The organism is Bradyrhizobium sp. SPXBL-02 (assembly GCF_051853065.1).
Lineage (GTDB): Bacteria > Pseudomonadota > Alphaproteobacteria > Rhizobiales > Xanthobacteraceae > Bradyrhizobium.
The window spans coordinates 2,410,052-2,422,271 of sequence record NZ_CP182474.1 but is presented as its reverse complement, the minus strand read 5'-3'; the positions used below and the strand labels follow the sequence as shown (position 1 = coordinate 2,422,271).

The 12,220-nt window shown below is 62.6% G+C and carries 11 protein-coding genes; 10 read left to right on the top strand and 1 reads right to left on the bottom strand.

What is annotated here, in order from left to right:
- Positions 1-164: 164 nt before the first annotated feature.
- Complete coding sequence (locus ACNJYD_RS10920) at positions 165-1,007, bottom strand: GntR family transcriptional regulator (RefSeq protein ID WP_439366364.1); 843 nt, start codon at positions 1,005-1,007, stop codon at positions 165-167.
- Positions 1,008-1,170: 163 nt separating this feature from the next.
- On the opposite strand from ACNJYD_RS10920, the gene ACNJYD_RS10915 reads away from it, so the two are divergent.
- The 10 genes from ACNJYD_RS10915 (at position 1,171) to ACNJYD_RS10870 (ending at position 12,190) form a co-directional block, all read left to right on the top strand.
- A complete protein-coding gene (locus tag ACNJYD_RS10915; RefSeq protein ID WP_439366362.1) occupies positions 1,171-2,106 on the top strand; it encodes a hydroxymethylglutaryl-CoA lyase in 936 nt (311 codons plus the stop codon).
- The gene (locus tag ACNJYD_RS10910; protein WP_439366361.1) at positions 2,103-3,317 is read left to right on the top strand and encodes a CaiB/BaiF CoA transferase family protein; all 1,215 of its coding nucleotides are present in this window, start codon (positions 2,103-2,105) and stop codon (positions 3,315-3,317) included. The genes ACNJYD_RS10915 and ACNJYD_RS10910 overlap by 4 nt, the downstream gene beginning before the upstream one ends.
- A gap of 41 nt (positions 3,318-3,358) precedes the next feature.
- Positions 3,359-4,405, top strand: a complete 1,047-nt coding sequence (locus tag ACNJYD_RS10905) for an ABC transporter substrate-binding protein (RefSeq protein ID WP_439366359.1) — start codon at positions 3,359-3,361, stop codon at positions 4,403-4,405.
- Complete coding sequence (locus ACNJYD_RS10900; RefSeq protein WP_439366357.1) at positions 4,402-5,250, top strand: ABC transporter ATP-binding protein; 849 nt, start codon at positions 4,402-4,404, stop codon at positions 5,248-5,250. Before ACNJYD_RS10905 ends, ACNJYD_RS10900 begins: the two co-directional genes overlap by 4 nt.
- Positions 5,251-5,252: 2 nt before the next feature.
- Complete coding sequence (locus tag ACNJYD_RS10895; protein ID WP_439366355.1) at positions 5,253-6,104, top strand: ABC transporter permease; 852 nt, start codon at positions 5,253-5,255, stop codon at positions 6,102-6,104.
- 795 nt (positions 6,105-6,899) lie between these two features.
- Positions 6,900-8,336 carry an ABC transporter substrate-binding protein gene (locus tag ACNJYD_RS10890; protein ID WP_439366354.1) on the top strand — a complete coding sequence of 479 codons (1,437 nt, stop codon included), beginning with the start codon at positions 6,900-6,902 and terminating at the stop codon, positions 8,334-8,336.
- A 61-nt stretch (positions 8,337-8,397) separates the two neighbouring features.
- Positions 8,398-9,321 carry a carbohydrate ABC transporter permease gene (locus tag ACNJYD_RS10885; RefSeq protein WP_439366352.1) on the top strand — a complete coding sequence of 308 codons (924 nt, stop codon included), beginning with the start codon at positions 8,398-8,400 and terminating at the stop codon, positions 9,319-9,321.
- Positions 9,318-10,157 carry a carbohydrate ABC transporter permease gene (locus ACNJYD_RS10880; RefSeq protein ID WP_439366350.1) on the top strand — a complete coding sequence of 280 codons (840 nt, stop codon included), beginning with the start codon at positions 9,318-9,320 and terminating at the stop codon, positions 10,155-10,157. Before ACNJYD_RS10885 ends, ACNJYD_RS10880 begins: the two co-directional genes overlap by 4 nt.
- 10 nt (positions 10,158-10,167) lie before the next feature.
- Positions 10,168-11,268, top strand: coding sequence for an ABC transporter ATP-binding protein (locus ACNJYD_RS10875; RefSeq protein ID WP_439366348.1), 1,101 nt, complete (start codon positions 10,168-10,170; stop codon positions 11,266-11,268).
- A 31-nt stretch (positions 11,269-11,299) separates the two neighbouring features.
- Positions 11,300-12,190 (top strand): SMP-30/gluconolactonase/LRE family protein, encoded by an 891-nt coding sequence (locus tag ACNJYD_RS10870; protein ID WP_439366346.1) that lies wholly within the window; start codon positions 11,300-11,302, stop codon positions 12,188-12,190.
- The last annotated feature ends 30 nt before the right edge of the window (positions 12,191-12,220 follow it).

Genomic DNA, 12,220 nt, shown 5'->3' with positions numbered 1-12,220 from the left:
CTTCTCCATCACTGCTGACGTCGGCTGATGATCGCGCGTTGACCCATAGTAGCTTGGATCAATAACTCCCAGCGGCACGAAGATCATTCAGCTATTGGCAACGGCACAGGGTGGCTCGACCGTATGGTCGTCGCACAAGGTGTATAGAGTCCAGTGTTTACAGCCTATGCAAGACGTGAATGACGATTGTCGACTAACGGGCGTTGCAGGTGCCGCGTCATCAGTTCGGCCGCTTCCGCATAGTGGCGCCCCTCCAGCAGATCGAGCAAGCGCAGATGCTCGCGCACGTGACGGCGCATGCCTTCACGGTCGGCGAAGCTGCGGTAGGCGAACAGGCGACGGATCGAGTTCACGCGCTTGAGCGCTTCGACGAAGAACGGATTGCCCGCCCCGCGGATGATCTCTTCGTGGAATTCACAGCCGGAGTGAAAGATCTCGCCGATCGTCATCTTCTCGAGCTCGCCGTCCAGGACGCGCTGTTGGCGCTCGCGCAGGCGGGTGATCACCTCCTGGGCCAGCGCAAAGCCTGGCTGCGCGATCGCCGCCTGCTCGATCACCGCGCGAAACGCCTTGGCCTGCGCTTGCGCTTCGGGACTCGAGACCGTCTCCGCGAAACGCCAGCCATAGCCGGGCAGGCGTGCGATCCAGCCCTCGGCAGCGATACGGTCCAGCAGTCGCTGCAATTCCGCGCGGCTCAGATCATAGCGGCGCAAGAGCTCCGCCTCCGTGACGTCGGCCGGAAGCCGGCTCGCGAGCACGTCGCCTGCGATGGTCGTATAAACCTGCTCGCTGCGCCTGACGGCCGCGAGAGCCGGCTGGGCAGCGCCGCTGGTCGGATTCTTCGCCAGCACGAAGCCGCGATGCGGTTCGCCGCGCGCCAGCCCCGCCGCTTCCAGCGCCTTCAGGCCGAGCCGGATCGGCGCGCGTGAAAGGTCCAGCGCATCCGCAAGCCTTTGTTCGACCAGGCGGTCTCCTGCCTTCATGCCTTCGCGGCGGGCGAGCGCCATGATCAGGCCCGCGAGATGCTCGGCGCGCTCAGAACCGTTCTTGTCGCTGCGCTGTTGGGAACTATCGGTGGCGCTCATTTGAAGTGCACGCAAGTTTTAGGGGTTGACAGACTGTTCCATAGATTGTTCTTTTACGCAACAATATACAATCTGGGAGACCCACATGGCGCGCGAGCCCGACGTCCACATTTGCGAGGTCGCGCCTCGCGATGGTCTTCAGAACTTGGACATCTTCGTTCCGACCGAAGCCAAATGCGCGTTGATCGACACGATCGCCGCAGCGGGCGTCCGCGAGATCGATGCCGGGTCGTTCGTCCCGCCGAAGGTCGTGCCGCAATTCGCCGACGTCGATGTGGTGATGGCGCATGCGCTCACGCACAAAGCGACCACTATCGGCGCGCTGGTGCCGAACCCGAAGGGCGGCGAGCGTGCCATCGGCGCCGGCGTCGACGCCGTCTATTTCGTCATCTCGGCGAGCGAAACGCACAATCGGGCCAACGTGCGCCGCAAGGTCGATGAGCAGATCGAGGGATTTCGCGCGGTGCGCGCGGCGATCGACGCCCGGCCCGTGGGCCAGCGGCCGCAATTGATGGGCGCGATCTCGACCTCGTTCGGCTGCTCGCTGGAAGGCGAGGTGAGCGAGGCGGCGGTGTGCCGGGTCGCGGGCGCTTTTGTCGAGGCCCGTGCCGACGAGATCGGGCTTGCAGATACCGTCGGTTATGCGACGCCAAAATCGATCCGGCAGATCGTCACCGCTGTGCGGCGCGAGGTCGGAACACGAATGACGCTGCGGCTGCATCTGCACGACACCCTCGGTGCCGGCCTCGCCAATGCCGTCGCCGGCCTCGAGGCCGGCATCCGCCGTTTCGACGCCGCCGTGTCCGGCCTCGGTGGCTGTCCCTTTGCACCCGGTGCGCGCGGCAACATCGTCACCGAGGATCTCGTGTTCATGCTGGAGCGCATGGGGCTCTCCACCGGCATCGACCTCGACCGCCTGATGCAGACGCGCGAGATTCTCGCCCGTCATATCCCGCCAAGCCATCTGACCGGTCATCTGCACGAGGCCGGAATCCCCAAGGTCCTGCGGAGCGCGGCATGACCACGGCTGCGCGTGAGACGGCATCGGTGCTTCGTCCGTTGGCGGGCCTTCGCGTGATCGAGTTCAGCCAGATGGTGATGGGGCCGAGCTGCGGCCTGATCCTGGCCGATCTCGGTGCCGACGTGATCAAGGTCGAACCGCCCAAGGGCGATCGCACCCGCACCTTCAAGGGGTCTGCCGCAGGCTTCTTTGCGACCTACTGCCGCAACAAGCGCAGCATCGCGCTGGACACGTCGAGCGCGATGGGCCAGGACATCGCACGCAAGCTGATCGCGAGCAGCGATGTCCTGATCGAGAACTTCCGGCCGGGGCTGTTGAAGCGGATCGGCCTCGACTATGACAGCGTCGCGGCCTTTGCACCACGCCTGATCTATTGCTCGCTCAAGGGCTATCTGCCTGGCCCCTACGAGAACCGCCTCGCACTCGACGAAGTCGTGCAGATGATGGGCGGCCTCGCCTACATGACCGGCTTGCCGGACAGGCCGATGCGCGCGGGCGCTTCCGTCAACGATGTCATGGGCGGTATGTTCGGCGTGATCGCGATCCAGGCTGCGCTCGCGGAGCGGCAGCGCACCGGCCGGGGCCGCTACATCCAGAGCGCGCTCTATGAGAACAACGTGTTCCTGATGGCGCAGGCCATGATGTGTGAGGTGGTCAGCGGCCAGCCCTCGATCCCGTATTCGATCAAGGACAGCCCGTGGCCGGTCTACGACCTCTTCGATACTAGGGACGGCTCAAAACTGTTCGTCACCATCGTGGGCGAAGAACAATGGGACGCGTTCTGCCGCGCCTTCGATCGCGAAGCCTGGCTTACCGATCCCCGCTTTACGACCAGCAATGACCGCGTCGATCATCGCCCCTGGCTGATTCCCGAGATCGCGAAGATCTTCAAGCAATGGAACAAGGCCGATCTCGCCGCGCGGCTTGAGCAGCTCGATCTGCCCTACGCCCCAGTAAACAAACCCGGCGATCTCTTCGACGATCCGCATCTCAGCGGGTCGGGCGGCCTGACCGACATTCGGCTTCCTGACGGCCGCGAGGCCAAGACGCCGCTGTTGCCGATTTGCATGGACGGAATGCGCCTGCCCAATCGCTACGATCCTCCTGGGATCGGTGAGCACAGCAGCGAGATCCTGAGCGAGATCGGCGTGTCTGCGAAGGAAATCGAAGCGCTCCGGCAGGCAGGGACGATCAAGGTCGCGCCGTCCTGACAGGGCAGCGCAATCAAACAAGATCAAGGGAGGAGCAGCACATGAGCATGAACAGGCGCCAGGCGCTGATCGCGGGCACTGCATTGGCCGGCGCGTCGCTGCTGCCGGGACGGTTACACGCGGAAACGAAGCAGGTCTCGCTTGCGTTCGGGCCGGTCTCGCCGGTCTACGCCATCGGCATGATCGCTGAGCTGAAGGGTTACTTCAAGGAAGAAGGGTTCGATTCCAAGCTCGTCATAGGTAACGCCGGCACGTTCGGCCGCCAGACATTGGCGGCGGGGCAGGCGCTATTCGCGCATGGCGATGCCAGCCATCCGCTCCAGCTCGGCGCGCGCGGCAAGCCCTGCAAGATCCTGCTCGCGACCGAGATGGTGTGCTCCTACGCCAACATCATGGTCCGGCAGGACCTCTACGACAGCGGCATCAGTTCGGTCGAGAAGCTTGCGGACTACAAGCGACCCGACGGCGCCAAGCCGATCGTCGCCGCGACCGCGATCGGATCGGGGACCTGGGTGTTCGGTACCTATGTGTTCGAAGCGCGTGGGCTCGGCAACAAGGTGAACTGGGTCGCGGGCGGCGGGCCCAACACGATGTTCCCTTCGCTGCAGACCAAGCAGTTCGACGCCATCATGGCGCCGCCGAGCTGGATCGTCGAGGTCGAGAAGAAGGGCTTTGGCCGGACGATCTACGACACGTCCATGCCCGGCGTGTTCGACAAGGATTTCGGCGGGACTCTGCCCGTGCTCGTGATCTACACGCTCCAGGACACGGTCGAGCAAGACAAGGCGATGGTGCAGGCCTATGTCAACGCGATCTACCGCGCGATGGTCTTCGTCAAAGCGGCGCCGCTCGCCGAGGTGCAGGCGCTGGTCACGCCGAAATATTTCTCAGGGATAGATCCCGATGCGGTCAGCGCCGAGCTCGGCTTCGACAAGTCGACCTGGGCCTATGACGGCGTCATCGACAAGGCTTCGTTCGAGCGCGGCGCCAAGCCCTGGTACCGCAAGGGCACCGACATTCCCGAGACCAGATACGAGGATGTGGTCGAGATGAGCTTTCTCGAGACGGCCACGGCGAAATACAAATGATCGTCGCGCCAGACCAGGGGCTCGCGCTTGCGCGCGATGAGGATCAACAAGCGGCTGCGCGCACGCGCATTGCCGTGCAGGGACTCTCCAAGCGCTTCAACGCCTCCGGCCGCGAGTTCGTGGCGGTGGATGACGTCTCCTTCGAGGTCAAGCAAGGCGAGTTCGTCGCGCTGCTCGGTCCATCCGGCTGCGGCAAGAGCACCATCCTCAACATGGTCGCGGGGCTGTTGTCGCGCTCGGGCGGACGAATCCTGATCGACAGGGATACGGTCGAGACCGGCAAGGTCAATCCCAGGGTCGGCTATGTCTTCCAGCGCGATACGCTGTTCCCCTGGCGCACCGTTGAGCAGAACATCGGCTATGGGCTGGAGATCGCGGGACTGCCGAAGACCGAGCGCGCCGGGCGCGTTGCCACGGCCGTCGACAAAGCCGGCCTCGCGGGCTTTGCGCAGAGCTTTCCGCGCATGCTGTCCGGCGGCATGCGCCAGCGCGTCGCCTTGATGCGCACGCTGATCCTGGAGCCCGAGCTCCTGCTGATGGACGAGCCGTTCGGCGCGCTCGACACCCACACCAAGCTCGAGATGCACAAGACGCTGCTCGAGATCTGGGAACGCGAACGGCAGACCGTGCTGTTCGTGACGCACGATCTCGGCGAAGCCTTGACGCTGGCGAGCCGCATCATCCTGCTCTCGGCGCGGCCCGGGCGTCTCAAGGAGGACTTCGACGTCGCCATCCCGCGTCCGCGCGATCCCGTCGCCGTGCGCGAGACCGCCGAGTTCGGCCGACTCTATTCCCACATCTGGCATTCCCTCGGCGAAGAATTCCGCCGCACCAGGGCCGACTGACCATGTCCAACAGCCGTACTGTCATCCTGTTCTGGCAACTGGCCATTCTCGCAGTCGTTCTCATCGTCTGGCAGTGGGGCTTCGAATGGAGCAAGGCGCTGCTGCCGAAAGCCTACGTGCCGAAACTCCTCGATCCCTATTTCGTCGCCAAGCCATCGCTGATCTGGCAGAGTTTTTTGCGGCTCGGTTGCTTTTCCGACGCGGCCGGCTTTACCGCCTGTATCACGGGCAGCGACAACAATCTGTGGCTTGCCACACTCGTCACCCTGAAGAACACTTGGTGGGGCTTTCTGTTCGGCTCCGCGAGCGGCATCGCGGCCGGCCTGATTCTCGGCCGTTCCGACTTCCTTGCCCGCGTGTTCGGCCCCTACATCGTGGCACTCAACTCGATCCCGCGCATCGCACTGGTGCCGCTCGTCATCCTGATCTTCGGCCTCGGTGACCTCTCGAAGATCGCAACCGCCTGGCTCGTCGTGTTCTTCGTGGTGTTCTTCAACACCTTCGAGGGAACACGTGCGGTCGACCGTGATCAGATCGCCGCGGCGCGCCTGCTCGGCGCCGATGAATTCACGGTGCTGCGCACCGTCGTGATCCCGTCCGCGCTCGCCTGGGTATTTGCCTCGCTCTTGCCGGCTGTTTCTTTTGCCTTAATCGGCGTCATCGTCGGCGAGTTCATCGGCGCCGAGCGCGGCCTCGGCAAGCTCATCATCGAAGCCGAGGCGCGGGCCAACGCCAGCGAGATGATGGTGGCCATCTTCGTCATGATGTTCGTCGGCATCCTGCTGGCCATCGCAGTACGCGCGCTGCAGTCCTATTTGTTGCGCTGGCAACCGCAGTTCGAGCACTCGTCATAGTTTCTGCGAAGACGCTTCGACTATGGGCCAGTGTTATGTCTCATTGATATCAAAATGGCGGAACGTCGCTTCCGTCCGGGAGCCTTTCGCAATAACGCTACTGATAGAGTGGTGCGCGGACGCGTCGCCGCTGCTCGATCTCTGCAATAGAGACAGAGGTCAGCTATGGTTACGACTCCCTGCGTGAATCGTTCGCAAGGCGAGCCGTTACCGAGAGGTCGCGAACGGAGCCGTTATGACTGCACGAAAGACAAGCAGCGCAAATGGCAGCATTCTAGCCTTGCACATCGTTGTCGCACTTCTCGCGATGTGACTCCGAACAGGTCATCTGAAAGAACGTCCAACAAGATGAAAAGTGGGCACGGCGTAAACCTGGCGCCCTTTGCCGCGCGAGGGGATTGAATCAGGGGGATCCGGCAGATTTGCCTCCGTTAGTTTCAGAGGAGGTATCAGCAGACAGGTGACTGCGGTTCACCGATGCTTGCAAAGTTCTCATTTGTCGGCCAGTTCCACCTCGACGCAGACTAGCCCCAAAGTCAACGCGCTCGAGCGCTTTGGGGAGGATATGTGCTTCTACAACGCCAACTGGCGTCCATTCAGGTTGCGGGCGACAAGCTGGACCAGCGATGCGCCCGCGCTGCAAATCCTCGAGATAGATGAATTTGTTTCTCTCGGCGGGGGGCCGCCGACAGCGTCCGTTTACGCCGGGGCTGGCTAAGCGGGCAGAGATCACGGGAGAAGCGCTCCGAAGCCGGCTCCGCCGGACTCCGGACGTCCAGAGAGGAGGAGGAAGGGATGAGGTTCACGACGTTTCTCGGTGCGGCCGCAGTACTAGCGCTTGCCGCAGGTTCAGCGCCGGCCGCCGACAAGGATGCCGCCGAAACAGCAGTGGAGGCCGCGAAGAAGTACGCGGGCACAACCATCAGCATCGTCTGGGAGGCCGGCTTGCAATCGCTGGATCCGCTGAACTACTCCGGTCCGCAATGGGAGAAGCTCACCGGCATCAAGGTGAAGGTGGTCGAGGTGCCGACCGACCAGATGTTCACCAAGATCATGCAGGATTTCAAATCAGGCGCCGGGGCTTATGACGCGCTGAACGTCATCCCATCCTGGATGCCCGATCTTGCACGCGCCGGCGCGCTCGAGCCTCTCGACAAGTATGTCGACAAGTTCGGCTACCGCGACGAACTGCAGGACATCGCGGCCGCGTACCGCGACAACCAGATGCAGTATGACGGGAAGATCTACGGCTTCCCGGACGACGGCGACGTGATGCTGCTCTACTACCGGAAGGACATCTTCGAGGATCCGAAGATGAAGGACGAATTCAAGGCCAAATTCGGCTACGAACTCGCGCCACCAAAGGACTGGAAACAGTTCGACGAGATCGGCCAGTTCATCACCGACAAGATGGCGCCGAAGGTCTACGGCGCCGGCTTCTTCCGCACCGCGCCCTATCCGCAGTACATGTTCCAGGAACGCTTCCGGATGGAGGGCGGCAAGTTCTTCAATGCCGACACCATGAAGGCGACGGTGAATGGCGACGTCGGTCTCAAGGTGTTCAAGCAGATGCTGGCGGAGAACAAGTTCATGCCTCCGGGCGTGGAGCAGTGGAATTTCGTCGACAATCTCGCCGCGTTCCTTCAGGGCACGACCGCGATGACGATCTCCTGGCCGCCCTACGGTCGGTGGGCCGCAGGCTACGGCTCGGGCGAGCAAGCCCTGAAGTGGGTGCCAAAATCGCAGGTCGCCGGCAAGGTCGGCTACGCGCTCACGCCTCTCGGCCGCCCCGAACTCGGCGTCGGCTTCGACTTGTCGGTGTCGGCCACCAGCAAGAACAAGGAGGCCGCGTATCTCTTCATCCAGTGGCTGAACAGCAAGAAGACCAGCCTCGAGCGCGTCCAGCTCCCGTATACGCTGCGCGATCCGTTCCGCCTCTCCCACTACGCGAGCGAGAAATATCGTGGGCTCTGGCCTGACGCTGCCGCCTATCTCGACACAATCAAGACGTCGGGCGAGAAGGGCCTGCTCGATCTCTCGCTGCTGCAACAGGACAAGTACGACGAGGCGATGACCAAGGCGATTTCGAGCCTGTGGGCCGGTGAAGATCCCAAGGCCATTCTCGATCGCATGGCGCAACAATTCGACGCGATCACGGAGAAGGTCGGCATCGAGAACCAGAAAGCCGTCTACAAGGTCTGGGCCGCAAAGCCCGGCGCCTACCCGCAATAACTGACTGGATACCGCACGGGAGGCATCGCCCTCCCGTGTCTTGCCGTTTTCCGGACTGATGATGACAGTTTCTGTGAGCCTCAATGGCGCCGAGCAGCGCCGCCCCAGCCGCTTCGGGCGCATGCTCGAGGACCGCCTGCCCTATCTCATAGTCGCGCCGGCCATCCTGATTCTCCTCCTGGTCGGCCTGTTCCCTCTGATCTACTCGCTGATCGTGAGCTTCCAGCGCATCACGATGACCGAGAACGACACCTCCTTCGTTGGTCTCTTGAACTATGCGGAGCTGTTCAGGGATACCCGCCTCTGGGCTTCGCTCGGCCACACCGCCATCATCACCGCGATCGCCCTTCCCCTGGAGCTGCTGATCGGCTTCCTGATGGCGCAGCTCTTCATCGATCGAATGCCGGGTCGACAGATCTTCGTCGCGCTGCTGGTGCTTCCGACGGTGATCTCTCCGATTGTCGCGGGTGCGACCTGGCGTCTGATGTTCGACGTCCGCTTCGGCCCGATTGGCCAGATTCTGAGCTTCATTGCTGGAGAACCGGTCCGGATCCTGTGGACGGTCAATCCCGCCTACGTCTATCCGGCGATTATCATCTGCGAGGTCTGGCAGTGGTCGCCCTTCATGTTCCTGCTGCTGCTCGCCGCGCTGTCGAATGTCGACCAGTCGCAGCTCGAGGCTGCGGAGATCGATGGGGCGTCGTACCTGCGCGTGCTTCGCGCGATCGTTCTGCCGGCGATCGCGCCCGTGATCGCCGTCGCCTGTCTGATCCGCGGCCTCGATCTCGTTCGCATCTTCGACATCATCTGGGCCCTCACCGAGGGCGGGCCGGGCTCGATGACCGAGACCATTTCGCTCTACACCTATGTACAAGGCTTCTCGCAATTCGAGACCAGCTATACGGCCGCGATCTCGTTCCTGGTGATTGCAATGCTGACGCTGATCACGACCCTGGTCCTCAAGCGCATGGAGCTCGCGCGATGAGGATCGGCAGGCTTCCGGCCAGAAAAGCCCGCATTCTCGCCGTCCGCTATCTCGGCGCCGGCATCGTGACCCTGCTGTTCCTGTTTCCCGTCTATTGGCTGTTCATGATTTCGTTCAAGACACCGGACGAGATCTATCACGTCCCGCCCTTGTGGATTCCCGGACAGATCCAGTTCTCGAACTATTACGTCCTGTTTAGGGATGGCGACGTTCTGGCAATCCTGAACAGCCTGATCGTCGCCGGCGTCAGCTCCGGCATCGCAATCGTTCTCGGGACGCTCTGCGCCTACAGCCTCGCCAGGTTCGGCACCGGCGGCGAGAACCTCGCGATGTGGATCATCACACAGCGCATGATCCCGCCGATCGCGGTCGTCTTTCCGATCTTCCTGATCTACGTGTATTTCGGTCTCGTCGACGGCTATTTCGGGCTGATCCTCCTCTACACCGCATTCAATCTCCCCTACGTGATCTGGATGATGCGTGGCTACATCGTCGACGTTCCCCTGGAGCTCGAGGAAAGCGCGCTGGTCGATGGCCTCAATCGATGGGAGGTGATTTGGAAGGTCGTTTTCCCGATGGTTCGTCCCGGCCTCATGGCGACGTCGGTCTTCACCTTCGTGTTCGCCTGGAACGACTTTCTGTTCGCGCTCGTGCTCACGCGCACCGAGGTCATCACCTTTCCGGTCATGCTGACGCGCTATTTCGGCGGCCAATCGAATTTCTGGGCGAAGATCGCGGCGATGTCGGTCCTGGGGACGTTGCCGATCTTCGTCGCGGTCTCGGTGATGCAGCGTTATCTCGTGCGCGGCATCTCGCTGGGCGCAGTCAAGGGTTAGGGAGAGCGGTGTGGCTGACGTCAAGCTGTCCGGAGTACACAAATACTACGGCAACGTGCATGCGGTCCGGGGAGTTGATCTCACCATCGCCGATGGCGAATTCGCCGTGCTGGTGGGGCCGTCCGGCTGCGGCAAGAGCACGCTCTTGCGAACGATCGCCGGCCTCGAGGATCCGGATGGTGGGACGATCACCATCGGGGGCGCGGTGGTCAACGATCTGCGCCCGCGCGAGCGCAACATCGCGATGGTGTTTCAGAACTATGCGCTCTACCCCTATCTGACCGTCAGCGAGAACATTGCCTTCGGTCTGCGCGCGCGCAAGACTCCCGAGATCGAGATCAGGAAGCGGGTCAGTGAAGCCGCCGAGATGCTCGGCATCGGCAATTTCCTGCAGCGCTATCCGCGGCAGCTCTCCGGTGGACAGCGTCAGCGCGTCGCGATCGGCCGCGCCATCGTTCGCAAGGCCGACCTGTTCCTGTTCGACGAGCCGCTCTCGAATCTCGACGCGCAGCTGCGTGACGAGATGCGGACCGAGATCAAGCGCCTGCATCACGAGATCACGACGACGATGATCTATGTTACCCATGACCAGGTCGAGGCGATGACGCTGGCCGACCGGATCGTGCTGCTGCGTGACGGACAGATCGAGCAGCAGGGCGCTCCGCTCGAGCTGTTCGAGCAGCCGCGCACGGGGTTCGTCGCCGGCTTTCTCGGCTCTCCCTCGATCAATCTCATCCCGGCGACCCTCAGGAGAAACGGTCCCGCCTCAGCAGTTGTGTTTCAGTCCGGCGGTGAACTGACGCTTCCGAGCGCGAAGGCGGGGCCGTTGGCCAGTATGGATGGGCGAGAGATTCTCCTGGGCATTCGGCCCCAGCACTTCAGTCGGGCCGGCGGGCCGTTGCGCGAAGGCGTGGTCTCCTATTCGGCCACCGCCGATCTCATTCAGCCGACGGGGGCACGCACCTTCACCACCATCAGGATCGGCGGCGTCGATGCCGTTGCCGAACTGCAGGCCCATGACGTCAGCAGCCATGGCGAGCGAATCGATCTCGCCATCGACCTCAATCGCGTGGTGCTGATCGATCCGGCCAGCGGCCTGGTCATCGCATAACGAGAGCAACTTTCGAGAACGGGAGGGATGAATGGCATCGAGATTGTTTGCAACCGGAATTGGCGCGCCGGAGGGTCCGGTGTGCCTGCCCGACGGCTCGATGTATGTCACAGAGATGTCCGCGTCGACCCTTTGCGTCACGCGGCTCGATCCTCGCGGCAATCGCCGCGTCATCCGAACGACGGCTGGTCGTCCGAACGGACTGACGACCGATGGCCACGGCCGGATCTGGATCGCGGAAGCTGGCCTGCGGGCGCTGATCTGCATCGACGAAAGCGGAAACGAGATCCGGCGCATGCAAGGGGAAGGCGCGGAGCGCTTTCTGTTTCCGAACGATCTCTGCTTCGGTCCAAACGGGCTGCTGTACATGACCGACTCCGGGATGGCCGCCGAGGATTTCATCAACGGCCAGGCCTTCGTCGACGGGTATATGGATCTCGACTGGGACGGCCGTGTATACGAGATCGATCCCGCAGCCATGAAGGTGCTCCGCGTGCTCGATCGCAAGATCCGCTTCACCAACGGCATTGCCTTCGGTCCCGACAATCACCTCTACGCCAACGCATCCTTCACTGGCGAGATCTACCGTTATGACGTGCTTGGCGAGGCAGCGCCGAAACGCGTCGTCTTCGGCAACGTGCTGCAGCCGGATGCCAATCCGGATTTCAAAGGGCCGGACGGGATGGCCTTCGGAACGGACGGCCGGCTCTATTGCACGGTCTACAACCAGAAGAACGTTACGGTGCTAGACCGGCGCGGTGAGGTCGTCGATCGCTTGATCCTGGATGGGCCCCAGCCGACCAACTGTGCCTTTGCGCTGGAAGGCAGGAAGCTACGCGTCACTGAGGTCGGCAAGGGCCAGGTCGAGGAGATTGACATGGCCTGCGAGGGCCTGCCGCTTCATCTGCCGAAATTCGCCTGACCAGGAGCCTCGTGGTGGCCGCGAGGCTCC